This window comes from Pseudomonas sp. HMSC066A08 (assembly GCF_001813025.1).
Taxonomy (GTDB): Bacteria; Pseudomonadota; Gammaproteobacteria; order Pseudomonadales; family Pseudomonadaceae; genus Pseudomonas; species Pseudomonas aeruginosa.
This window is the reverse complement of sequence record NZ_KV811280.1, coordinates 28,865-52,237: the sequence shown is the minus strand read 5'-3', so window position 1 is coordinate 52,237 and position 23,373 is coordinate 28,865. Positions and strand designations below refer to the sequence as shown.

The following is a 23,373-nucleotide window of genomic DNA, read 5'->3' as shown; positions in this document are numbered from 1 at the left end:
CATGCTTAGTTTCATTGCACGACGATTGGGGTTGCTGATCCCCACCTTCTTCGGCGTGACGCTGCTCACCTTCGCGCTGATCCGCCTGATTCCCGGCGACCCGGTGGAAGTGATGATGGGCGAACGTCGCGTCGATCCGCAGATGCATGCCGAGGCCCTGCACCGCCTGGGCCTGGACAAGCCGTTGTACCAGCAGTACCTGGACTACGTGGGCAACCTGGCACAGGGCAATCTCGGCGAATCGCTGACCACCCGCGAAGGCGTCTGGCACGAATTCCTCACCCTGTTCCCGGCGACCCTGGAACTGTCCCTGGCCGCCATGCTCTTCGCCGGCACCTTCGGTCTGCTGGCCGGGGTGATCGCCGCCCTGAAACGCGGTTCGCTGTTCGACCACGGGGTGATGACGGTGTCCCTCGCCGGCTATTCGATGCCGATCTTCTGGTGGGGCCTGATCCTGATCATGCTGTTCTCCGTGTCGCTGGGCTGGACGCCGGTGTCCGGCCGTCTCGACCTGCTCTACGACATCGAGCCGAAGACCGGCTTCATGCTGATCGACACCCTGCTTTCCGACGAACAGGGCTCGTTCCTCGATGCCGTGCGCCACCTGATCCTGCCGGCCATCGTGCTGGGCACCATCCCGCTGGCGGTGATCGCCCGCATGACCCGCTCGGCGATGCTCGAGGTGCTGCGCGAGGACTATGTGCGCACCGCCCGCGCCAAGGGCCTGTCGCCGGCCCGGGTGGTCTTCGTGCATGCCCTGCGCAACGCCATGATCCCGGTATTGACGGTGTTCGGCCTGCAGGTCGGCACGCTGCTCGCCGGCGCAGTGCTGACCGAAACCATCTTCTCCTGGCCGGGCATCGGCAAGTGGCTGATCGACGCCATCAGCCGCCGCGACTACCCGGTGGTGCAGAACGGCATCCTGCTGGTCGCCACCCTGGTCATCCTGGTCAATTTCGTCGTGGACATCCTCTACGGCCTGGCCAACCCGCGCATTCGCCACCAACGCTGAGGAGCCAGCCGATGAACGCCATGCACAACGCTCCCACCAGCGACCCGAGCCTGGTCTACCCGTCCCCGCTGAAGGAATTCTGGCAGGCCTTCGCGCACAACAAGGGCGCCCTCGGCGGCCTGCTGTTCATGCTGCTGATCGTGTTCTGCGCGCTGTTCGCCCCCTGGGTCGCACCCTACGATCCGAGCGAGCAGTTCCGCGACTTCCTGCTGACCCCGCCATCCTGGCTGGAAGGCGGCCAGGCGCGCTTCCTGCTCGGCACCGACGAGCTGGGCCGCGACCTGCTCTCGCGGCTGATCCACGGCGCCCGCCTGTCGCTGCTGATCGGCCTGTCCTCGGTGGTGATCTCGCTGATCCCCGGCATCCTCCTCGGCCTGCTCGCCGGCTTCTCGCCGAACCGTGCCGGGCCGCTGATCATGCGCCTGATGGACATCATGCTGGCGCTGCCGTCGCTGCTGCTGGCGGTGGCCATCGTGGCGATCCTCGGCCCAGGCCTGATCAACACCGTGATCGCCATCGCCATCGTCTCGCTGCCGGCCTACGTGCGCCTGACCCGCGCTGCGGTGATGACCGAGCTAAACCGCGACTACGTCACCGCCTCGCGCCTGGCCGGCGCCGGCACCCTGCGGCTGATGTTCGTCTGCGTGCTGCCGAACTGCATGGCGCCGCTGATCGTCCAGGCCACCCTGAGCTTCTCTTCGGCGATCCTCGACGCCGCCGCCCTCGGTTTCCTCGGCCTCGGCGTGCAACCGCCGACCCCCGAGTGGGGCACCATGCTCGCCTCCGCCCGCGACTACATAGAGCGCGCCTGGTGGGTGGTCAGCCTACCCGGCCTGACCATCCTGCTCAGCGTACTGGCGATCAACCTGATGGGCGACGGCCTGCGCGACGCCCTCGATCCGAAACTGAAGAACGCGGCATGAGGAGCACAACCATGAACAGCGCATCCGTATCCGCGCCACAGGAGACCGCCGCATGAGCCTCCTCGATATCAAGAACCTCAGCGTACGCTTCGGCGACACCACCGCCGTGCCCGTGGTCGACGGCCTCGACCTGAGCGTCGACAAGGGCGAGGTGCTGGCCATCGTCGGCGAGTCCGGCTCCGGCAAGTCGGTGACCATGATGGCCCTGATGGGCCTGATCGACGCCCCCGGCTGGGTGTCCGCCGATCACCTGCGCTTCGACGGCCACGACATGCTCACCCTCAAGGGCCGCCAGCGCCGGCGCATCGTCGGCAAGGACATGGCGATGGTCTTCCAGGACCCGATGACCGCCCTCAACCCCAGCTACACCGTCGGCTACCAGATCGAGGAAGTCCTCCGCCTGCATCTCGGCCTGCGCGGCAAGGCCCTGCGCCAGCGCGCCCTGGAACTGCTCGAACGGGTCGAGATCCCGGCCGCCGCCAGCCGCCTCGACGCCTACCCGCACCAACTCTCCGGTGGCATGAGCCAGCGCGTGGCGATCGCCATGGCCATCGCCGCCGAGCCCAAGCTGCTGATCGCCGACGAGCCGACCACCGCCCTCGACGTGACCATCCAGGCGCAGATCATGGAGCTGCTGCTGAACCTGCAGCGCGACCAGGACATGGCGCTGATCCTGATCACCCACGATCTCGCCGTGGTCGCCGAGACCGCCCAGCGCGTCTGCGTGATGTACGCCGGCGAAGCGGTGGAGATCGGCGGCGTGCCGGCGCTGTTCGACCGCCCGACCCATCCCTATACCGAGGCGCTGATCAAGGCGATCCCCGAACACTGTGCCGGCGAAGCCCGCCTGGCCACCCTGCCCGGCATCGTACCGGGGCGCTACGACCGCCCGCGCGGTTGCCTGTTGTCGCCACGCTGTCCCTATGCCCAGGAGCATTGCCGCCAGGAGCGGCCGGCCCTGGAGGCGCACGAGCGCGGCGCGGTGCGCTGCTTCTATCCGTTGAACCTGCTGAACGAGGTGGCCTGATGGAAACCGTTCTGACCGCCCGTGATCTGACCCGTCACTACGAAGTCTCCCGCGGCCTGTTCAAGGGCCACGCCCAGGTGCGCGCGCTGAACGGCGTATCGTTCGAACTGGAAGCCGGCAAGACCCTCGCCGTGGTCGGTGAGTCCGGCTGCGGCAAGTCGACCCTGGCGCGCGCCCTGACCCTGATCGAGGAACCCACCTCCGGCTCGCTGAAAATCGCCGGGCAGGAGGTCAAGGGCGCCAGCAAGGACCAGCGCCGGCAACTGCGTCGCGACGTGCAGATGGTCTTCCAGAACCCCTACGCCTCGCTCAATCCGCGACAGAAGATCGGCGACCAGTTGGCCGAGCCGCTGCTGATCAACACCGAGCTGTCGCGCGAGGAGCGCCGCGAAAAGGTCCAGCAGATGATGCGCCAGGTCGGCCTGCGGCCGGAGCACTACCAGCGCTACCCGCACATGTTCTCCGGCGGCCAGCGCCAGCGCATCGCCCTGGCCCGGGCGATGATGCTGCAACCCAAGGTGCTGGTGGCGGACGAGCCGACCTCGGCCCTCGACGTGTCGATCCAGGCCCAGGTACTGAACCTGTTCATGGACCTGCAGCAGCAGTTCCGCACCGCCTACGTATTCATCTCGCACAACCTGGCGGTGGTCCGCCACGTCGCCGACGATGTCCTGGTGATGTACCTCGGCCGACCGGCGGAGATGGGGCCGGCGGACAAGCTCTACGAGAACCCGCTGCATCCCTACACCCGCGCGCTGCTCTCGGCGACCCCGGCGATCCATCCGGACCCGACGAAGCCGAAGATCCGCATCCAGGGCGAACTGCCGAACCCGCTGAACCCGCCGGAGGGTTGCGCCTTCCACAAGCGCTGCCCCTACGCCACCGAGCGCTGCCGCAGCGAGGTGCCCGAGCTGCGCCTGCTCGACCAGCGCCAGGTGGCCTGCCACCACGCCGAGCAATTCCTCGGCTGAGCGCCACGGGGCGTTCGCCGCCCCGCAGCCCTTCAGAGCTGGCGCAGCAGCGCCAGCCTTACCCCGAACCCTATCAACAACCCACCGAAACCCCACTGCTGCAGGCGCTGTGCCCGCGGCCGGGACGCCAGCCAGCGGCCCAGGCGGCCACCGGCCAGGGCGTAGGCGCAGTCGAAGGCCAGACCAACCAGAACCAGGACCGCACCGAGCGCGGCGAACTGGATGGCCAGCGAACCGGCCTCGGGGCTGACGAACTGCGGCAGCAGCACCGAACAGAACAGCAGGGCCTTGGGGTTCAGCAGGTTGGTCAGGAGTCCGCGCAGCAAGGCCCGGCGGTCGGCGTGAGGGACTACCGGCGCGGAGCCCGCGTCGCTGGCCGGCAAGGCCAGTCCGCCACCGCGCAGCATCTGCAGGCCAAGCCAGGCGAGGTAGGCGGCGCCGAGCAGGCGCACCAGGTCGAAGGTCCAGGGAGCGGTACGGAACAGCAGCGCCAGTCCGGTCGCGGCCATCAGCACATGGCAGGCCCGAGCCAGGGCCAGGCCGAGGGCGGTGACCAGTGCCGCGCGACGGCCCTGGCGGGCGCCGGTCTGGAACAGCAGGAGCATGTCCGGTCCGGGGACCAGGTAGACCACCGCCAGGGCAATCAGGAAAGCGCTCGTGTCCATCGTATCGGCTCCAGGAGGTGACCCGGATAGCGATTCTATGCCCGCAAGGCAGGGCAGGTGCTTGCGTTTTCCACCAGCCTATCCATTCTATTTGGCAGTAAATTCCACTCCCCGAAGACTATCCATCCGGATATGCCAATATGAAACTCGACGCCTATGACCACCGCATCCTCGCCGCCCTCCAGCGCGACGGCCGCCTGAGCAACGTCCTGCTGGCCGAGGAGATCGGCCTCTCCCCGTCTCCCTGCCTGCGCCGCGTGCGCCTGCTGGAAGAGGCCGGGGTGATTCGCGGCTACCAGGCCAGCATCGACCGCGACGAGGTCGGCCTCGGCCTCACGGTGTTCGTCGGGATCAAGGTGGAACGCCACCGCCAGGAGCAGGCCGAGGCCTTCCACCGTGCGGTGGTCGACCTGCCGGAGGTGATCTCGGTGCACCTCGTCTCCGGCGAGTCGGACTTCCTCCTGCAAGTGGTGGTCCCCGACCTGCGCGCCTATGAACGCCTGCTCAGCGAGACCCTGTTGCGCCTGCCCGGGGTCAGCGACATCCGCAGCAACTTCGCGATCAAGACGGTCAAGGCGCCCTCGCCGCTGCCGCTCGGCCACCTGGCCGGCTGAGCGCTCAGCCGCGGAAGAAGCGGTAGAAGCGCAGCAGATCGGCCTGCTGCGTCGCCAGGTCGCTCTCGACGAAGGTTACCTCGCTATGCGCGGGGCTTTGCGCCAGGCGCGAGAGGTCCAGTGGATGGACGAAGCCCAGCAGCGGATAGCCACCCATGCTCTGGCGGTCAGCCATCAGCACGATGGGTTGGCCGTCGGGCGGAACCTGGATAGCGCCCTCCACCACGCCCTGCGACCAGGCGCGCGGCGCCCCGCGCAGCGGCTTGCCGGCCAGGCGGACGCCCATGCGATCGGACCGCGGGCTGATTCGCCAGGCGCTGGCGAAGAAGGCTTGCCTGCTGGCTGCATCGAAGGCCGCCGCATCGCCGCCGAGCAGCACGCGCAAGGGCCGCTGCTGCCGGTAGTCCGGCTGGAAACGCCAGGGCACGCTGGCGTCCCACGGGCACGCCGCTCCCGCTTCGGCGCACGGCAGGCAATCGCCCTCCGCCAGGATCCGGCCATCGCCCTGTAAACCGCCGAGCCCGTCGCGAACCTGGCAAGCGACGCTGCCCAGTACCGGCCTGGCCCGGAAACCGCCGGCGCAGGCCAGGTAGGCACGCTGCCCGGCCTCGGCGAAGCCCAGTTCGATGCGTTGCCCGCGGCGGACCCGGAAGCGACTCCAGGGCAGGCATTCGCGGCCGTCCACCGTCAGCGCCAGGCGCGCTCCGGTCAACGCCAGCCAGGTCGCCTCCACCCTGCACTCCAGCACCAGGCCGCCGAAAGCGATTTCCAGCAATGGCGTCCCCCAGGGATTGCCGAGCAGGCGATTGGCCCAGGCTGCCGCCTGGCGGTCCAGAGGGCCGCCCGCGGATACGCCGAGGTGCTGCCAGCCACGCCGGCCGTCGTCCTGCAGCAGGCTCTGCGGTCCCGCCTTGACGACCCGCAAACCATTCATTCGCGCCCGCCCAGGTCGAGGAAGGCCTCGCGCCCGATGGCGACGAAGCGCACCCGGTCGCCCAGCGCCAGTGGGCACGGAGGACTGGCGGCCGGATCGAACGGACGCCACGGACTGCGTCCCAGCAGGTGCCAGCCGCCGGGCGAGGCCTGCGGATAGATCGCCGTCTGCGCCTCGGCAATGGCCAGGCTGCCGGCCGGTACACGCGCCCGCGGGGTGGCCCGCCGCGGCAGGACCAGGCGCGGGTCGAGGCCGCCGAGGTAGGCGAATCCCGGAGCGAAACCGATCGCGCCGACCCGGTATTCAGCCGCGCTGTGCAGTTCGATCACCCGTTCGCCAGTCAATCCACAGGCAACCGCTACCGTCGCGAGGTCCTCGCCGGCGTACCAGACGGGAATCTCGTGCAGGCGCCCGGCATCCTCGGCGGGGCGCCAGGCGTACCACTCCGCCAGCAGCGGCCCCAGGTGTTCTTCCAGTACCTGCGGGGCGATGCGGTAGGGGTCGTAATGCAGCATCAGGGTGGTCCAGCCCGGCACCAGATCCCTGACGCCTTCGCCGAGCCCCTCGCGCAGACGTCTGGCCAGCTCGGCCAGGCGCACAGACAGGTCCACTTCGGGTTCTTCGGCGAACGTCAGCAGCAGGGCTTCGGCACCAGCGGGTTCGATGCGGATCACAGGCTGTCCAGGGCCGCGCGCAGGCGCCGGAGGACCGCCAGCGACTCCGGGTTGTCGCCATGCACGCAAAGACTGTCGGCGGTCAGGCGCAGCGGGTTGCCGTCGTAGTCGGGGAAGGCTTCGCCGCGGGCGATGGCCAGGGCCTGCCCGATGATCCGCTGCGGATCGTGATGCACCGCGCCGCCAAGCCGCCGCGGAGCCAGCCGCCCGTCCGGCAGGTAGGCACGATCGGCGAAGGCCTCGAACAGCAGCGGCACGTCGGCCTCGTCGGCCAGTTCCAGTTCGCGGCCGTTGTCGGCCAGGGCCAGCACCATCAGCGGCAGGCCCTTGCGATAGGCGGCGCAGGCGTCGAGCACGGCGCGCAGCAGCTCGTCGTCGCCGACCAGGTCGTTGTACAGCGCGCCATGCGGCTTGACATAGGCCACCTGGGCACCGAGGGAACGGCAGAAAGCGTCCAGCGCACCGACCTGGTACAGCACCATGGCATGCACCTCTTCGGCAGAGCAGGCCAGCGAGCGCCGGCCGAAGCCGCTCAGGTCGGGATAGGCCGGGTGCGCGCCGATGCTCACGCCATGGCGTACCGCCAGCTCCACCGCGCGCCGCATGGTGAGCGGGTCGCCAGCGTGGAAGCCGCAAGCCAGGTTGGCCTGGTCAACCAGCGGCATGCTGTGGACATCGTCGCCCATGCGCCAGGCGCCAAAGCTTTCGCCCATGTCGCAGTTGAGCAGGATACGCCGGCCGATGTCGTTCATTGTGCGCTCCTTTCGAGGCCAGGATTTCGGAAAAATGAGCGCAGTGCTGGCGAATTAGCGTCAGGTAGCATACTCAGGCACCTAGAACAGGAGTAAATTCTCCTCTTTTGCACCGACGACCCTGCATTCATGAAAGTTCTCATCCTGGCGGCCTATGCGCTGAGCATCCTCTATGTCCATTTCCGCGGCCGGGTACGCCACAAGCTGTCGCGCCAATTGAGCGACCACTCCAGCTTCCTCGCTCCGATCAACTGCCTGATGTACCTGTTCTCGAAGGTACCGAACCGTCCCTACCTGGCACCGCAGACCTTCCCCGAACTGCAGGTTCTGGTCGACAACTGGCAAGCCATCCGCAGCGAGGCACTGCACCTGCACGACGCCGGCAACATCAAGCGTTCCGAACAGTACGACGATATCGGTTTCAACTCGTTCTTCAAGAGCGGCTGGAAGCGCTTCTACCTGAAATGGTACGACGAGGCCCATCCCTCCGCCGGACAACTCTGCCCGCAGACCACCGCCCTGTTGCGGCAGATTCCCTCGGTCAAGGCGGCGATGTTCGCCGAACTGCCGCCGGGCTCGAAGCTGGTGCGACACCGCGATCCCTACGCCGGCTCGCTGCGCTTCCACCTGGGACTGTTCACCCCCAACGACCCGGCCTGCTTCATCGAGGTGGACGGCGAGCGCTACCACTGGCGCGACGGCGAGGCGGTGGTGTTCGATGAAACCTTCATCCACTACGCGGAAAACGCCACCGAACACAACCGCATCATTCTCTTCTGCGACATCGAGCGGCCGCTGACCCAGGGCTGGGCCACCGCCTTCAACCGCTGGTTCAGCCGCAACGTGATGGCTGCCGCGGCGGCCCCGAACAACGCAGGCGACCGGACCGGCGGGCTGAACCGGATCTTCGACAGCCTCTACAAGATCCGCCTGCAAGGCAAACGTTTGAAGAAGCGCAACCGCAAGCTCTACTACCTGCAGAAATGGGGCTTCTTCGCCCTGGTACTGGCTTTCATCCTGTGGATCTGAGGCCCGGCGACGCAAGGCCCCGATAGCTCCGTAGGGCGGATGACGCCAACGGCGTCATCCGCCGACACCCCGCCGAAATGGCGGATAACCGTTCTGCGGTTATTCGTCCTACGCCCCGAAAAGCCCGGCAGTCCCAGCAGTTGGCAACGAAAAGGCTCCCTTGGGAGCCTTTTTCATTCATCCGTTCAGTACACGTCGCGCCGGTAACGTCCTTCGTCGGCCAGGCGTTGCAAGGCCTCCTCACCGAGCACTTCGCGCAGCACCCGGTCGACACCGCCGGCCATGCCCTGCAGGCTGCCGCAGACGTACAAGGCCGCGCCCTCGTCGATCCAGTGCCGCAGTTCATCCGCCGCTTCACGCAGGCGGTCCTGGACATAGATCTTCTCCGCCTGGTCGCGGGAGAAGGCCAGGTCCAGGCGTTGCAGCTCGCCCCTGGCCAGGGCCTGCTCCAGCTCCGCACGACAGTAGTAGTCGTGGGCGAAATTGCGTTCGCCGAACAGCAGCCAGTTGCGCTTGCGCCCGGCGGCGATGCTGGCGCGCAACAGGCTGCGCAGGCCGGCGAGCCCGGTGCCGTTGCCGATGAGGATCAGCGGTACGTCATCCTCCGGCAGGTGGAAACCCGCGTTGCGGCGCAGGCGCAGGGTCAGCGCGGCGCCGAGCGGCAGGTACTCGGTGAGCCAGCCGGAGCAGATGCCCAGGCTGCCGTCGGCATGCTGCTCCTGGCGTACGATCAGTTGCAGGTCGCCATCGCTCTGCAACGAGGCGATGGAGTACTGGCGCACGGAAAGCGGAATCAGCGCATCCAGCAGCGCCTGCGGGTGCAAGCCGACCAGGTGTTCGAAAGAATCCGGCAGCAGGCGCCCGGCCAGGGCCTGCTCCAGGCTCTGCTCGACGCCCTCGACCGCCACCCGCGCCTGGCCGTCCAGGTGATGCCGTTGCAGCCATTCACGGATGCGCGCGGGCGCCTGGTGCGGAACGATCTCCAGCAGATCGCCGGCGCGCCATTGGATGGCGCTGTCGGCCGGCGCGCGCAGGTCCAGCAGCCAGGTCGACTCGCCCTGGCTGCCAGGGTTCAGGCACTCCCGCCGCGCCAGCGACCAGACTTCGAAGGCCGGCGCTTCCCAGGCCGCCGGGGCGGCACCGCCGGTCACCTCGGCCAGGCTTTCCTGCCATTGGCGCAGGGCCGCGGCGTCGCCATCATCGACCTCCACCGGGGCGAACAGGCTCCGCGCGCCCTGCCCCTGCAACCAGCCCTGCATGCGCCGGGCGAAGCCGCAGAACTGCTCGTACTGGCGATCTCCCAGGGCCAGCAGGGCGTAGCTCAGGCCATCGAGGCTGGCGGCCTGGCCAAGCACCTTGCGTTCGAAGCCGCGGGCGCTGTCCGGCGCCTCACCGTCGCCGAAGGTGCTGACCACGAACAGCGCCTTGCGCGCCTCGGCGAGTTGCCCGGCATCCAGGCGCGCCAGCGATTCGACCCGCACCGGCAACCCGGCCGCCTGCAACTGGCCGGCGCTCTGCCAGGCCAGTTGCTCGGCAAAACCGCTCTGGCTGGCGTAGCCGATCAACCAGGGCTCGCCGCTGGCGCCGGCGCTGCCGCCCAGGCCGGCGCGGCTCGCCCGTACCGCGCGTTTCTTGCGCCGGCGGTCGAGGTAGAGCAGCCAGCCGGTGATGAAGAACAGCGGCATCGCCAGGCTGGCGAGCATCATCAGGATGCGTCCGGCCATGCCGAAATAGCTGCCTACGTGCAATGCATAGACGCTGGCCAGCAACTGGCTGCCGAAAGAACGGTCGCTATAGCGCTGGTCGCTTTTCACCTGGCCGTTGGCCGGGTCCAGGGTCAGGGTGTTGAAGGCACGCTCGTGCGACGCGTCGGTCAGGCGATAGAACACTGTCGCCGGCTGGCCGCCCGCCGGCGGCAGGCGCAGGTTGTAGGCCTGCAGGCGGTCGCCGCCGGCCTGGCGGATGCTGTTCCATACCGCCGCGTAGTCGACCGCCAGCGGAGCCGCATCGGCCGGGCGCTCGCCACGTCCGCCCGGCTTGCCGCGCTGCGCCTGCTGGCCGGCGGGTGCGTCGTCGAGCAGTTTGAACAGGCCGTTGCGGTACCACTCGTAGGACCAGTACAGGCCGGTCAGCGCAGCCAGCAGGTAGAGCGCCAGGCACCAGGTGCCGGCCACGGCATGCAGGTCCCAGTTGAAACTGCGGCCCTTGCGCGACCAGTCGAGGGTCAGCCAGGCGCGCCAGTCGAGGACCTTGCGCGGCCAGCGCAGGTAGAGACCGGACAGGCAGAAGAAGATCAGGATCAGGGTGCAGGCGGCGGTGACCTGCTTGCCGTACTCGCCCATGGCGAGAAAACGGTGCAGTTGCATCATCAGGTTGAAGAAACCCTCGCCGCGCGGCTCGCCGACGAAAGCCCCGGTGTAGGGATCGATCCAGCGCGACTCGCCGCGGCGCTGCCCCGGCGGCGGGGTGTAGAAGATCCGCCCGGCCTTGTCGCTGTCCATCTCGACCCAGACGAAGGCCACTTTCCGCCCCGGCTCGGCGCCTTCGATACGGCGCACCAGTTCGTCCAGCGGCAGCACGCCCTCGGGGCGCTTCTGCACCACCAGCACGTCAGGGTTGAGCGCGCGCATCAGCTCGTCCTGGAACGACAGGGTCGCTCCGGTGACGCCCATCAGCGCCAGCACCAGGCCGGCGCTGATACCGAAGAACCAATGCAACTGGAACCAGACTTTCTTCACAGGATCACCTTCACGGCCGCCGCGCGGCAACAACGGGACTACGCCGACGCCAAGCGCCGGCCAGACGACACGAGGACGTCGGCGGGCAATTCTATTTGATAATCAGTTGCGATAAAGCCGAATTAACGTTCTTTACGCTCTATTTACCCACCTGGATGCGGGAAAGCCCCATCCCGTAGGGGGAATGGGGCTTTCGTGGGGAGCGAGAGCGGCTGTCAGAAGTGGAAGTTGGTGCTGAACAGTATCGTCCTTCCAGCAGCCTGGGACGCATAGTGCGCCGCATAGGCTTTGTCGAAGTACTTCTTGTCGAACACATTCTGCACGTTCAACTGGAAATCGACGTTCTTGCTCAGTTTGTAGCTGGCCATTGCGTCATAGCGCCAGTAATCGGGGACATAGACGGTATTGCCAACGTCGCCATAGACCTTGTCGACATAGAAAGCCCCGCCACCGACTGTGGTCTTCGGGAAGATGTCATAAGTGGACCAGAGACTGAAGCTGTTCTTCGGCGTATTTGGCATCTCGTTGCCGTTGTTGGAAGCCGCCGATGCGTTCACATTGCCATTACGCCCAGCCTTACCGGCATCGACCAACTCGCTGTCCAGGTAGCTGTAGCCCGCGAACACCTTCCACTTCTCGGTCAGCTTGCCGCTGGCGCTCAACTCCACTCCGTCGACGCGGGATTGTCCGGCGTTATCGTAGGTCTGGTTGGCGACCAGGATGCGGGTATTGTCCTTGTCGGTGCGGAAGATCGCGGCACTCAACTCCAGCCGCTCGTTGAAGAAAGCCCACTTGGTACCAAGCTCGTAGTTCGTGGTTTCTTCCGGTTCAAGGTTGTTGCTGATGGCGAACCCGTCGACAGCATTCGAGGTATCCCCATTATCGAGCATGCTACCCGGCGGCGTAGCCGAAGTGGCGTAGGACGCATAGATGCTGCCGTTGGGTACAGGCTTCCACACCAAGCCTGCCTGCCAGTTCCAGAAGCTCGACTTGTCGCTGAGTTTGGTAGCGGGTCTTACACCGTGGTTCTTCGCCGTAGTTTCGAAACTATCGAAGCGCGCGCCAATATTGACCTGCCACTGTTCGTCCAGGTCGATGGTGTCGAACGCATATATTGCCTTGGTGGTGCCGACCGTATTCAGCGGCGCATATTTCCGGGTAATACTGCCATTCCATGGATCGTGCGGATTGGGATTTTCCAGACTAGTGCAGTTGTAGCCGCTAGGCGCCCCAATCAGCGATGGATTGCACTTGTTGTTGCCCAGGCCGGTATTGGTATCGACGGTATACCCATCGCGCTTGCTGTCTTCTCGGCTGAACTCCAGGCCGGTACTGAAGCTGTTCTTGAAGCCACCCAGGTAGAACTCTCCAAACAGGTCAGTCTGGTTGACTGCTGTGGTGGTGGTACTTACCCGATTGTTCTGGCGGCGCCAGACCGAGCCATTGTTGATGTTGCCCTGGCTGTCATCCGGTTGTGTCCACAGATAGTCCTGATGGCTGTTGCCGTAACGCGAGGTATTGCGAATAGTGAGGCTGTCCGTCAGATCATGCTCAACAGTGATGGTACTGGTATCGATCCGGCTCTTCTGGAAATCGCGCCCCGTCAGTCCATAGAAATTGCCTCGATCGACATTCACCGGTTTGTCCGGATTGTGCTTGCTGCGATCACTACTCTTGGCATAGGGAATGCCCGAATCCGGGGTATCGTCACTTTCCAGGTGATAATGGCTGACGGTCACTCGTGTCGGCGAGCCAAGACCGAAGGTGAGCGACGGCGCTACGCCCCAGCGACTGACATCGACTTCATCGCGGCCCGCGACATTGGCATCGTGCTTGAGAAGATTCAGTCGGAATGCCGCATTGCCATCGAGGAACTCCTGGTTGAGGTCCAAGGTGTAGCGGCGAGTCTGGTCAGAACCATAGGTGAAGCCGCCATCGATGAAATTCCCAGCCTTGGCCTGCTTGCTGACGAGGTTGAGGCTGCCGCCGGCCGAGCCACGTCCTCCGAATGCCGAGTTAGGGCCCTTGCTGACCTCGATCTGCTCGAGGTTGAAGATCTCGCGGGTCTGTGCACCAGTATCGCGTACACCATCGACGTAAGTATCGCTTTGCGCATCGAAGCCGCGAATGAATGGCCGGTCACCGGTGGGATTGCCGCCTTCGCCCGCGCCAAAGGTAATACCTGGAACGGTACGCAGTGCATCCTGGAGAGACACGGCGGCGGTATCCTTGATCACCTGCTTTGGTACTACCGTGACGGAGCGCGGCGTGTCCAAGAGCGGCGCGGTGTACTTCTTCGACGCCGAGCGGTCGACGTTGTAGGTGGTTTCGTCCTGCTGCTCGCCGACGATGGTGGCCGCATCCAGCGACAGTACGCGGTCCTTGTCGGTCTTTTTCTGCCCGGCCTCGTCGGCGTGGGCTGCCTGCGGTGCGGCGATGGCGGTGATGGCCACACCGATGGCCGAAGCCAGCAGACGTTGCGAAGAAACGGCGGTATCCGTGGACTGACGCGACATTCGAAACCCCTCCCCGGGAGCTGTGAAGGTCGCGGAATTTATTGCAGATCAGAATTGTTATCAATTATTACGGATTCGCATTCGACAGGAATTTACATTCTTTACAATTTTCTCATTACATTTTTTCCCATCTCGCTCGTCTACAGCCCCTGGCGGTTTTACACACCCAATGCAAATCAATATCATTGGCAATCATTTCGCCTTCATGGACAGCGCCATGTTGCTGCATATTCCCGCCATCTTCACCGCCGAGGAAGTCTCCCGGATCCGCGCAGCCCTGGAGCAGGCGGAATGGGCCGACGGCAAGGCGACCGCCGGCTACCAATCGGCCAAGGCCAAGCACAACCTGCAACTGCCGCAGGAGCACCCGCTGGCCCGGGAGATCGGCGAAGCCATGCTGCAGCGCCTGTGGAACCATCCCCTGTTCATGTCCGCCGCCCTGCCGCTCAAGGTCTTCCCGCCGCTGTTCAACTGCTATACCGGCGGGGGCTCGTTCGACTTCCACATCGACAACGCCGTGCGCGACGTCCATGGCGGCCGCGAGCGGGTCCGTACCGACCTGTCCTCGACCCTCTTCTTCAGCGACCCGGCGGACTATGACGGCGGCGAACTGGTGATCCAGGACACCTACGGCCTGCAACAGGTGAAGCTGCCCGCCGGCGATCTGGTGCTCTACCCCGGCACCAGCCTGCACAAGGTCAATCCGGTCACCCGCGGCGCGCGCTACGCCTCGTTCTTCTGGACCCAGAGCCTGGTCCGCGAAGACAGCCAGCGCACCCTGCTATTCGAAATGGACCAGTCGATCCAGCAACTCACCCGCGACATCCCCGACCATCCCTCGCTGATCCGCCTCACCGGCACCTACCACAATCTCCTGCGGCGCTGGTCGGAACTCTGAACATGCGCCACCTGCTGCTCCGTCACGACGCACTGGACGCCGAAGGTTTCGCCGCACAACTGGCCGGTACCCCGGGCGAGGTTGCCCAGGCCATCCTCGGCGCTGCGCGCGAGGGCCTGACGGAAGCCCAGGCCCTGCTCGGACAGATACTTCTGGACGGCCAAGGCATCCAGCGCGACCCGGCCCTGGCGCGGACCTGGTTCACGATCGCCGCCGAACGTGGCCACGCAATGGCGCGCAATATGCTCGCTCGCTGTCTTGAACATGGCTGGGGCGGCCCGGCGGATCCAGCCGCGGCAGCGGTCCACTATCGGATCGCCGCCCAGGCCGGCCTTGACTGGGCCCGCTACAACCTGGCCAATCTCCACGCCACCGGCCGCGGCGTGCCCCAGGACCAGGCGCGCGCCTATGCGCTGTATCGGCAAGCGGCCGAACAGGGCCACGCGAAATCGATGAACCTGGTGGGTCGCTACCACGAAGAAGGCCTGGTGGTCGCTCGCGACCTGGCGCAAGCTGCGCACTGGTATCGACGTTCCGCCGAGGGCGGCGATTTTCGCGGCCAGTTCAGCCACGCCGCGATGCTCAGTGCCTCGGGCCACCATGCCGAAGCCGAAACCTGGCTCCGGCGCGCCCTCGAAGGCGGCAACCTGAACTTCCTGCGCAGCGCCCGCCATGGCCTGGAGCAGTCGGCCCACCCGCCGTTCCGCAGCCTGGCGCTGGCCTATTACCGACGCGCGGCGCAGTTGGGCGACGACACCGATCGAGAGGCCCTGGAACAGGCGCTCGAACGTCACGGGCACGCGCGACTGCCTGTCTGACGAACAACGCCCAACCCTTTGTTCACACCCACATAACACTTTTTTGACAAGCCTTTCCCTACCCTCGCCGCTTCATCGAGGCGAGCGACGATCGCGCCTCCGGTCCATCGTACGAGGCTATCGTGTCCCCCACTCCACCAAGCGTTACGCGCAATCGCATCGACTGGGCCGGCCTGGGCTGGCTGTTCCTGTTCTTCTGGTTCTTCTCCGGCATCACCCAACTGCTCCTGCTGACCTCCGGCAACAGCGGTTTCTCCGGTTTCCGCAACGCCATGGTGCTGAGCACCATCTGGCTTGCGCCGGTGCTGCTGTTCCCGCGCTGGACCAAGCCGCTGGCCGCCGTCATCGGGCTGGTGCTGTGGGCCGCCTCGCTGGTCGGCCTGAGCTATTTCGGCATCTATCACCAGGAATTCTCGCAAAGCGTGATCTTCGTGATGTTCGAGTCGAACACCGCCGAAGCCAGCGAATATTTCAGCCAGTACTTCAACCCCTGGATGACCCTCGGCCTGGTGCTCTACAGCCTGGTCGCCATCCTCCTCTGGCGCCGCCTGCGCCCGGTCTACCTGCCGCGCTTCAGCGCCCTGCCGGTGGCGGTGCTGCTGATCGTCGCGACCATCGGTTATCCGTTCTACAAGCAACTGGTCAGCCAGGGCCGGCCCTTCGACGAAGCCCTGGACAAGGTCCAGGCGCGCATGGAACCGGCGGTGCCCTGGCAATTGCTGATCGGCTACCAGCAATACCGCCAGCAACTGGGCAGCATGCAGGCGCTGTTGCAAAAGAACGCCGCCCTACCGCCGCTGAAGAACCTCGTCGATGCCAATGGCGATACGCCGCGCACGCTGGTCCTGGTGATCGGCGAATCCACGTCGCGCAAGCACATGAGCCTCTACGGCTATCCACGCGAAACGACCCCGCAGCTGGACGCACTGAAGGCCGCGAACCGGAACCTCACGGTATTCAACAACGTGGTGGCGTCGCGGCCATATACCATCGAGGTGCTGCAGCAGGTGCTGACGTTCGCCGACCAGGAGCATCCCGACCGCTTCCTCACCGATCCGTCGCTGATGAACCTGATGAAGCAGGCCGGCTACAAGACCTTCTGGATCACCAACCAGCAGACCATGACCAAGCGCAACACCATGCTGACGACCTTCGCCCAGCAGACCGATGCGCAGTTCTACCTGAACAACCAGCGCAGCCAGAACGCCAGCCAGCTGGACGGCGCGGTGCTGGCGCCCTTCGCCAAGGTGCTGGACGACCCGGCGCCGAAGAAGTTCATCGTGGTCCATCTGCTCGGCACCCACATGAACTACAAGTACCGCTATCCCGCCGACTACGCTCGCTTCGTCGACCGCCAGGGCGCCCCGGCGGCTCTCAGCGACGACCAGGTGGAGGTCTACAACAGCTACGACAACGCCGTGCTGTACAACGACTACGTGGTCTCCAGCCTGATCAAGGGCTTCGCCAACAGCGATCCGAACGGCTTCCTGGTCTACCTCTCGGACCATGGCGAGGAAGTCTTCGACGAAGCCCCGCACGACCGTCTCGGCCGCAACGAAGGCGACCCGACCCGCGGCATGTACACCGTGCCCTTCCTGGTCTGGACTTCGCCCAGCTGGCAGCAGACCCATCCGCGCGACCTGCAGGCCCTGGTCGACCGACGCTACAGCAGCGAAGACCTGATCCATACCTGGTCCGACCTCGCCGGCCTCAACTATGACCTCTTCGATTCGACCAAGAGCCTGGTGAGCAACGACTTCCGGCATGAAGTCCGCTGGATCGGCAACCCCTATGCCCACAATGGCTTGCGCGACTTCGACAAGCTGCCGCTGGACAAGGCCGACGCCGGGCAGCAGGTAGCCCAGGCCGGACGACCCGCGCCAACGACGCCGCGCGCACCGTCCCGTCAGCCGAACGAAGGCTGACCGCTACCAAGGAAAACGCCCCGCCGAGCGGGGCGTTTTTCCAGCCGTAGCGCCCTCAGGGCAAGACCAGGTTGCCCTGCTCGTCGAACGGCCAGAACGGGTTGTAGGCAATTTCCCAAAGATGTCCATCCGGGTCAGCGACATATCCGGAGTAGCCACCCCAGAACACTTCCTGCGGCATCTTGGTCGCCTGCCCTCCGGCCGCCGTGGCCACGGAGAACAGACGGTCCACCTCGTCCCGCGAAGCGCAATTGCAGGCCAGGGTGATAGCCGCGAAGCCGGTCGGACGATCTTCCACCTGCGCATCCTCGGCGAGGGCGCTGCGTCCGTAGAGGCCGAGGACCAGGTTGCGGCCCTTGAGAAATACCACCTGCTCGCTGCCGTCCGAAGAGGGCTGCCAGCCCAGCGCCTGGTAGTAGAGAGAGGAGCGGGCCAGATCGGCGACCCCGAGGGTCACCAGGGAAACACCATTGCCTGTCATGTCGGCGTCCTTGTCATGGGTTGTCGAGCAAGGCTGACACGAGCGCCGCGAGGCTTCCAGAGCGACATGAAAAAGCCCCGCCGAGGCGGGGCTCTTCGTAGCAGAGGCGACTGCGCTAGAGGTAGAACGCCTTCAGCGGCGGGAAGCCGTTGAACTCCACCGCACTGTAGCTGGTGGTGTAGGCGCCGGTAGACAGCCAGTAAAGGCGGTCGCCGCTCGACAGGTTCAGCGGCAGGCCATACTTGTAGTGCTCGTACATGATGTCGGCGCTGTCGCAGGTCGGGCCGGCGATCACCACCTCTTCCATCTCGCCCTGCTTCTCGGTCCAGATCGGGAACTTGATCGACTCGTCCATTGTTTCGATCAGTCCGGAGAACTTGCCGACGTCGGCATAGACCCAGCGCTCCACGGCGGTCCGCGACTTGCGGGCGACCAGCACCACTTCGCTGACCAGGATGCCGGCATTGGCGATCAGCGAACGGCCCGGCTCGAGGATGATTTCCGGCAGGTCGTCGCCGAAGTCCTCCTTGAGGAAGCGGATGATCTCCTCCGCATAGGTTTCCAGGTCGTTGGTCTTGGTGATGTAGTTGGCCGGGAAGCCGCCGCCCATGTTGATCATCTTCAGGACGATGCCGTCTTCTTCCTTCAGGCGCTCGAAGATCACCTTGACCTTGGCGATCGCCGCGTCCCACACCGAGATGTCGCGCTGCTGCGAACCGACGTGGAAGGAAATGCCGTAGGGCTCCAGGCCCAACTGGCGGGCCAGGATCAGCAGGTCCATGGCCATGTCGGTCTGGCAGCCGAACTTGCGCGACAGCGGCCAGTCTGCGGTAGTCGAGCCCTCGGTGAGGATACGCACGTAGACCTTGGCGCCGGGAGCGGCCTTGGCGATGTTGCGCAGGTCGGCTTCGGAGTCGGTGGCGAACAGGCGCACGCCCTTCTCGTAGAAGTAGCGGATGTCCCTGGATTTCTTGATGGTGTTGCCGTAGCTGATGCGCTCCGGACCGACGCCGGTCTTCATCACCTTGTCCAGTTCGTAGATCGAGGCGATATCGAAGTTCGAACCCTTGTCGCGCAGCAGCTCGGTGATTTCGGTAGCGGGATTGGCCTTCACCGCGTAGTAGATCCTGGCGAAGGGGAAGCAGTCGGTCAGTTGGTCGTAGGCATCGGCGATGGTCTGCTTGTCGATGACCACGAAGGGGGTTTCCTGCTTGTCGGCGAAGGCCTTCATGCGCTGGAAGGTTTCAGGGGCGAAATAATCCTCGACCTTGATGGACATGGTTGGGACTCCCAATGGCAAAACACATGGATTCGTAGGGGTGAAGCTGAACGTCTAATCCGTTTCCCCACTTTGGTTCGCCTACTTCCCAAGGCATGTCGCCGAGTATCACCTGCCTGCCGGCAGCCACCGCCTGTTCATCCTGGTAGGTCGCGCGCGTGTCCCGCGCGACGACCTGGCCGCTTGAGCAGCGGACGTCGCCTTGCCACAAGGCGATCTCTCGTCGTCAGTACTTGAGCCGGATGGATCGTTTCCAGCATGGACGTTCGGGCGCGAACTTTAGGACCAAGGGGACGCGAGATCAATAAAAAAATGCCGCGATTTCGCCTCCGCCTGTCGCACCGCCGGATTGACCTGCTCAGCCTTTACCCCATGTGCATGACAGTGGAATGTCCCCGTCCGCCCAGCGTTCAATCGGATGGACGAAAAACGTCCCGCGCAGGCCTTGCGCCTACACCCTGAACGCGCCGATCAGGCGTTTCAGCTGGGTCACCTGGGCGCCCAGTTCGCGGCTGGCCCGCTCGGTCTGGCTAGCGCCTTCCGCGGTGCGCTCGCCGGCCTGGTTGATCTCGACGATGTTCTGGTCGATATCGTGGGCGACGGCGGTCTGTTGCTCGGCGGCTGCGGCGATCTGCTGGTTCTGGTCGACGATCATGCCCACCGCACCGAGGATATTCTCCAGTGCCTGCTGCACCTGCGCCGACTCGTTGACCGTGCCATCGGCGGTATGGTGGCTGCTGCCCATCGCCTTCACCGCCGCATCGACGCCGCCCTGCAGGCGCAGGATCATCTGTTCGATCTCGGCGGTGGATTGCTGGGTGCGCTTGGCCAGCGTGCGCACCTCGTCGGCCACCACCGCGAAACCGCGCCCCTGCTCCCCGGCACGAGCGGCCTCGATCGCCGCATTGAGCGCCAGCAGGTTGGTCTGTTCGGCGATGCCCTTGATCACATCCAGCACCTGGCTGATCGAGGCGCTGTCACTGGCCAGGCGATTGATCGCCGCCACCGACTGGTCGATCTCGCCGGCCAGGCGCTGGATGCTACCCACCTGCGATTCGACCAGGCTGCGCCCGCTGAGGGTTTCCTGGTTCACGCTGTTCGCGCTGCTCACCGCCATCGCCGCGCTGCGCGCCACTTCCTGGGCGGTAGCGGCCATCTGGTTCATCGCCGTGGCCACCTGCTCGATCTGGCTGCGTTGCCCGGCTACCGCCTGGTTGCTTTCGGCCGACACCGACTCGACGCGCAGGGTCTGCCGCTCGACCTCGCCGACGGTCTGGCTGACCCGCTCGATCAGGTCGTGGATCTTCGCCACCGACTCGTTGAACGATTGTCCCAGCTCGCCCAGCTCGTCACGACTGCGGGCCTGGAAGCTGACCGTCATGTCGCCGCCGGCGACGCGCTCCATCATTCGTCCGAGGTCTTTCAGGGTGGCCCGTGTGGAAACGTAGAAACCGCCGTAGAGGTATAGGATCGCGGCGAAAACCACAACCAACGCGGCGACGAGCAACAGCATCTGCGTGCGCACCTGTTGCAGGCGCTTTTGCAACTGGGTATCGAGATAGCCGAGAACGGCGTCGTCGAGCTGGTAGGTCTTGTCCATCGCCGCGCTGACCTGATCGTAGAACTGCGTCCACGGGGTATCCAGCGTCTCGGCCACGATTACCCGATCCTCGAACAACTGCCCCAGGCTCTTCAGGGTCTCGCGACTGGCCTGGGCGGCCTCCTCGAGCACCTGTGGGCTACCGGCCAGGGACTCCTGCAGCTTCAGGCCATACTCGCCATGCAGTTTCTCGAACTCCAGCAGCAGCTCGTCGAGCCGCGCGCTGGAGGACGAATTGAGGAAACCCTGGCCCAGGGAGTAGGCGCCGATGGCGCGCCCCTTGCTGATGGCCGCCGTCACCTCCGGCGTTATCGAGCCGACCAGCTCGCTGAGCTGGCGCACCTGGCGCTGGCTGTCCTGGCTGAGCCCGGCCTGGGCGATGAGCAACTTGATGAATACCTGCGCGCTACCGAGCAGCTTCTCCGCCCGTGCGCCCTTGCCTTGCAAGGACCCTTCGGCCTCCACGGCCTGCAAGCCGTTGAGCAACCGGTCGCGCTGGGCCTCGAATTCGGCTACCGCCGCCCCATCCTCGCTGAGCGGCGCCAGCGCCTCGAGCCGCCCGCGCAGCCCCTTCTGGATGTCCGCGATGCGCGCTTCCAGATCGCCAGCCTTGCCGGACTGGCCGATGACCGCATTGATCTGCAACAGATCGTTGAGGGACTCCAGGCCACGCCGGATCTGAAGTCCACTACCCAGCAGCGTCAAGCTCTGCAGTTCGATTCGGGTGTCGCTGAACTGGCGATAGGCATCGCGCACCAGATAGAAGCTGGTGATCAGCAGCGGCAGGAAGAACAGCACGCTGATCAGGCCGAACTTCATGCCGAAGCTGAGCCGGTTCATCAGCGCGATGGCGGGATAGAGTACGGTCTTCACCCAGACGTCTCCTGATTATTCTTATCGTTCTAAGAGATGCCGCCGCGTGGCGACACTGACGCTCGGAGTCCGCTCGCTAATGGCCTTTCGAAATCACGCGAACACGTTCACCTGTGTACCCGATATCGGCCTGGGGTTCTGTAACTTAAGGTTAACGGGGAATCGCAGGCGATTCCCCTGTCGCTGCGCTCAGAGGAACAGCGCGCAGAAGGCGAACACGGCGTACCAGAGCACTGCCGCGCGCACCAGCAATTGCCAGAGCGCATCCAGGCTGGCGACGCCGGCGGCACCCAACTCGACCGCTTCGACATCGCTGGCGACCCGTCCGGCCTTGCCCAGCAGCGCGGCCGCCGAGATGTCCCAGGCCAGCAGCCAGTGCAGCAGCACGCGGATAACCGCGAGGAAGTTGCCGACCAGGGCGAAGCTCAGCACCAGCGCACGCACCGGCAACCAGTCGAGGATATGCCGGACGCGCGCCGCCTGTTCGCGCAACGCCGGCTGGCGGGCGTGCTCCAGTGCCAGTGCCAGCAGGCGATAGGCCAGGGCCGCCACCGGGCCGAGCAAGGCATACCAGAAGATCACCGCGAAGAAGCTCTGGTAGCCCTGCCAGAGCAGATGGCCGTGCACCCGGCCGATCAGTTCGCTCTCGCTGCCGCCAAGGATCCCCAGGTCGCGTTCGGCGACATGGAAGGCAGCCTGGGCCTCCTCGCGCCGCCAGGCGTCGCGGAACGGCCCGAGGTCAGCCATGACGTCGCCGCGGCCGAGACTGTAGACCACCACCAGAAGATGCAGCGGAAGGCTCAGCCAGCCATAGGCCAACGGCTGCAGCAATGTCAGCAGCAGGGCCAGCGGCAGCAACGGCAGGACCACCGCGAGCAGCAGCCCCAGCCAGGAGCGGTGGGACACCGAAGGCAGGTCCTCGACCAGGCCCAGCCAGGCGAGCCAGGCGCCATCGCGCTGGATACGCCGGCGCCAGTCGGAGAACTTCTCCAACGCAAGGGCCAGCAGCAACACCAGGAACGTCATGTTTCCTCCTTGGAATCGGTCAATCCGGCGCGGTAGCGCGACCAGTCGAAAGCCCCGCCGGGATCGGTCTTGCGCTCCGGGGCGATATCGCAGTGGCCCTGGATGCGTTCCGGGGTGATCGCCGGGAAGGCCGCGCGCAACAGCCGCGTCAGCCCGGCCAGGGCAGTGTACTGCGCGTCCGTGTACGGTTCCGTGTCGGTCCCCTCCAGTTCGATGCCAAGGGAGAAGTCGTTGCACGCCTCGCGACCGTCGAAGCAGGAAACCCCGGCATGCCAGGCGCGGTCGTGGCAGGAGACGAACTGGGTGATGCCGCCGTCGCGTTCGATGAGGAAATGCGCGGAAACCGTCAGGTGGCGGATTTCCTCGAAATAGGGATGTTCGTTCGGGTCCAGGCGATTCTGGAAGAACGCCTGGACCTTGCCGGTGCCGAACTGTCCCGGCGGCAGGCTGATATTGTGGATGACCAGCAGCGACACCGCGTCCCCTTGCGGACGCAGGTTGAAATTCGGTGAAGGGCAGTGGCGGACGCCACGGATCCAGCCGGTAACGGAATCGAAATGCATACGGGCTCCTGAACGAGCCCCCACTCTAATCCAGCGGCGCCGGAATGACGATCAG

At 65.4% G+C, this 23,373-nt stretch carries 20 protein-coding genes and 1 pseudogene; 9 read left to right on the top strand and 12 right to left on the bottom strand.

Going from position 1 to position 23,373, the window contains the following annotated elements:
• Position 1 precedes the first annotated feature (1 nt).
• The 4 genes from HMPREF2886_RS05925 to HMPREF2886_RS05910 are packed head-to-tail and all read left to right on the top strand — an operon-like array spanning position 2 to position 3,933.
• Positions 2 to 1,012, top strand: a complete 1,011-nt coding sequence (locus tag HMPREF2886_RS05925) for an ABC transporter permease subunit (protein WP_033970493.1) — start codon at positions 2 to 4, stop codon at positions 1,010 to 1,012.
• A gap of 11 nt (positions 1,013 to 1,023) precedes the next feature.
• Positions 1,024 to 1,935 (top strand): ABC transporter permease subunit, encoded by a 912-nt coding sequence (locus HMPREF2886_RS05920; protein ID WP_070746961.1) that lies wholly within the window; start codon positions 1,024 to 1,026, stop codon positions 1,933 to 1,935.
• A 52-nt stretch (positions 1,936 to 1,987) separates the two neighbouring features.
• Positions 1,988 to 2,962 carry an ABC transporter ATP-binding protein gene (locus HMPREF2886_RS05915; protein WP_003094451.1) on the top strand — a complete coding sequence of 325 codons (975 nt, stop codon included), beginning with the start codon at positions 1,988 to 1,990 and terminating at the stop codon, positions 2,960 to 2,962.
• Positions 2,962 to 3,933 (top strand): peptide ABC transporter ATP-binding protein, encoded by a 972-nt coding sequence (locus HMPREF2886_RS05910; RefSeq protein WP_033970487.1) that lies wholly within the window; start codon positions 2,962 to 2,964, stop codon positions 3,931 to 3,933. The genes HMPREF2886_RS05915 and HMPREF2886_RS05910 overlap by 1 nt, the downstream gene beginning before the upstream one ends.
• Positions 3,934 to 3,965: 32 nt before the next feature.
• Here the strand turns inward: HMPREF2886_RS05910 and HMPREF2886_RS05905 are convergent, their stop codons facing one another.
• Positions 3,966 to 4,598: a LysE family translocator gene (locus HMPREF2886_RS05905; RefSeq protein ID WP_033970486.1), complete on the bottom strand. Its 633-nt coding sequence runs from the start codon at positions 4,596 to 4,598 to the stop codon at positions 3,966 to 3,968.
• A 140-nt stretch (positions 4,599 to 4,738) separates the two neighbouring features.
• Here HMPREF2886_RS05905 and HMPREF2886_RS05900 point away from each other — a divergent pair, with 140 nt between their 5' ends.
• On the top strand, positions 4,739 to 5,212 hold the full coding sequence (locus HMPREF2886_RS05900; protein ID WP_058179513.1) for an Lrp/AsnC family transcriptional regulator: 474 nt from the start codon (positions 4,739 to 4,741) through the stop codon (positions 5,210 to 5,212).
• Between the two features lie 4 nt (positions 5,213 to 5,216).
• On the opposite strand, the gene HMPREF2886_RS05895 is transcribed toward HMPREF2886_RS05900, so the two are convergent.
• From HMPREF2886_RS05895 to HMPREF2886_RS05885, 3 genes are read right to left on the bottom strand one after another with little or no spacing between them, the layout of a single operon-like run.
• The gene (locus HMPREF2886_RS05895; RefSeq protein WP_033970485.1) at positions 5,217 to 6,146 is read right to left on the bottom strand and encodes a 5-oxoprolinase subunit C family protein; all 930 of its coding nucleotides are present in this window, start codon (positions 6,144 to 6,146) and stop codon (positions 5,217 to 5,219) included.
• Positions 6,143 to 6,820, bottom strand: a complete 678-nt coding sequence (pxpB, locus tag HMPREF2886_RS05890) for a 5-oxoprolinase subunit PxpB (RefSeq protein ID WP_057387695.1) — start codon at positions 6,818 to 6,820, stop codon at positions 6,143 to 6,145. Before pxpB ends, HMPREF2886_RS05895 begins: the two co-directional genes overlap by 4 nt.
• Entirely contained in the window at positions 6,817 to 7,572 is a 756-nt protein-coding gene (locus HMPREF2886_RS05885; protein ID WP_033970482.1) for a 5-oxoprolinase subunit PxpA, read from the bottom strand. The genes pxpB and HMPREF2886_RS05885 overlap by 4 nt, the downstream gene beginning before the upstream one ends.
• 129 nt (positions 7,573 to 7,701) lie before the next feature.
• Between HMPREF2886_RS05885 and lpxO the strand changes: the two genes are divergently transcribed.
• Positions 7,702 to 8,601 carry a lipid A hydroxylase LpxO gene (gene lpxO, locus HMPREF2886_RS05880; protein ID WP_003094463.1) on the top strand — a complete coding sequence of 300 codons (900 nt, stop codon included), beginning with the start codon at positions 7,702 to 7,704 and terminating at the stop codon, positions 8,599 to 8,601.
• Positions 8,602 to 8,786: 185 nt separating this feature from the next.
• Here the strand turns inward: lpxO and HMPREF2886_RS05875 are convergent, their stop codons facing one another.
• Both HMPREF2886_RS05875 and piuD read right to left on the bottom strand, forming a co-directional pair.
• The gene (locus tag HMPREF2886_RS05875) at positions 8,787 to 11,339 is read right to left on the bottom strand and encodes a PepSY domain-containing protein (RefSeq protein WP_070746959.1); all 2,553 of its coding nucleotides are present in this window, start codon (positions 11,337 to 11,339) and stop codon (positions 8,787 to 8,789) included.
• A gap of 215 nt (positions 11,340 to 11,554) precedes the next feature.
• Positions 11,555 to 13,855 (bottom strand): TonB-dependent siderophore receptor PiuD, encoded by a 2,301-nt coding sequence (gene piuD / locus HMPREF2886_RS05870; RefSeq protein WP_070746958.1) that lies wholly within the window; start codon positions 13,853 to 13,855, stop codon positions 11,555 to 11,557.
• 217 nt (positions 13,856 to 14,072) lie between these two features.
• Between piuD and HMPREF2886_RS05865 the strand changes: the two genes are divergently transcribed.
• The 3 genes from HMPREF2886_RS05865 to HMPREF2886_RS05855 all read left to right on the top strand — a co-directional run bounded on the left by HMPREF2886_RS05865 (position 14,073) and on the right by HMPREF2886_RS05855 (position 17,496).
• Positions 14,073 to 14,753 (top strand): Fe2+-dependent dioxygenase, encoded by a 681-nt coding sequence (locus tag HMPREF2886_RS05865; RefSeq protein ID WP_033976477.1) that lies wholly within the window; start codon positions 14,073 to 14,075, stop codon positions 14,751 to 14,753.
• A gap of 2 nt (positions 14,754 to 14,755) precedes the next feature.
• Complete coding sequence (locus tag HMPREF2886_RS05860) at positions 14,756 to 15,571, top strand: tetratricopeptide repeat protein (protein ID WP_070746956.1); 816 nt, start codon at positions 14,756 to 14,758, stop codon at positions 15,569 to 15,571.
• A gap of 122 nt (positions 15,572 to 15,693) precedes the next feature.
• Entirely contained in the window at positions 15,694 to 17,496 is a 1,803-nt protein-coding gene (locus tag HMPREF2886_RS05855; protein ID WP_033970474.1) for a phosphoethanolamine transferase CptA, read from the top strand.
• A 55-nt stretch (positions 17,497 to 17,551) separates the two neighbouring features.
• Here the strand turns inward: HMPREF2886_RS05855 and HMPREF2886_RS05850 are convergent, their stop codons facing one another.
• The 6 genes and pseudogenes from HMPREF2886_RS05850 to ampD all read right to left on the bottom strand — a co-directional run bounded on the left by HMPREF2886_RS05850 (position 17,552) and on the right by ampD (position 23,318).
• Complete coding sequence (locus tag HMPREF2886_RS05850; RefSeq protein ID WP_033970473.1) at positions 17,552 to 17,977, bottom strand: VOC family protein; 426 nt, start codon at positions 17,975 to 17,977, stop codon at positions 17,552 to 17,554.
• Positions 17,978 to 18,092: 115 nt separating this feature from the next.
• Complete coding sequence (locus HMPREF2886_RS05845; protein ID WP_033970471.1) at positions 18,093 to 19,256, bottom strand: type III PLP-dependent enzyme; 1,164 nt, start codon at positions 19,254 to 19,256, stop codon at positions 18,093 to 18,095.
• Between the two features lie 451 nt (positions 19,257 to 19,707).
• Positions 19,708 to 20,412: a methyl-accepting chemotaxis protein gene (locus HMPREF2886_RS35280; RefSeq protein WP_369700337.1), complete on the bottom strand. Its 705-nt coding sequence runs from the start codon at positions 20,410 to 20,412 to the stop codon at positions 19,708 to 19,710.
• A gap of 153 nt (positions 20,413 to 20,565) precedes the next feature.
• Positions 20,566 to 20,769: pseudogene (locus tag HMPREF2886_RS35275) on the bottom strand (HAMP domain-containing protein); the annotation flags it as partial.
• A gap of 1,149 nt (positions 20,770 to 21,918) precedes the next feature.
• The gene (ampE, locus tag HMPREF2886_RS05835; RefSeq protein WP_070746954.1) at positions 21,919 to 22,755 is read right to left on the bottom strand and encodes a regulatory signaling modulator protein AmpE; all 837 of its coding nucleotides are present in this window, start codon (positions 22,753 to 22,755) and stop codon (positions 21,919 to 21,921) included.
• Positions 22,752 to 23,318 carry a 1,6-anhydro-N-acetylmuramyl-L-alanine amidase AmpD gene (gene ampD / locus HMPREF2886_RS05830; protein WP_033970467.1) on the bottom strand — a complete coding sequence of 189 codons (567 nt, stop codon included), beginning with the start codon at positions 23,316 to 23,318 and terminating at the stop codon, positions 22,752 to 22,754. Before ampD ends, ampE begins: the two co-directional genes overlap by 4 nt.
• Between the last annotated feature and the right edge of the window lie 55 nt (positions 23,319 to 23,373).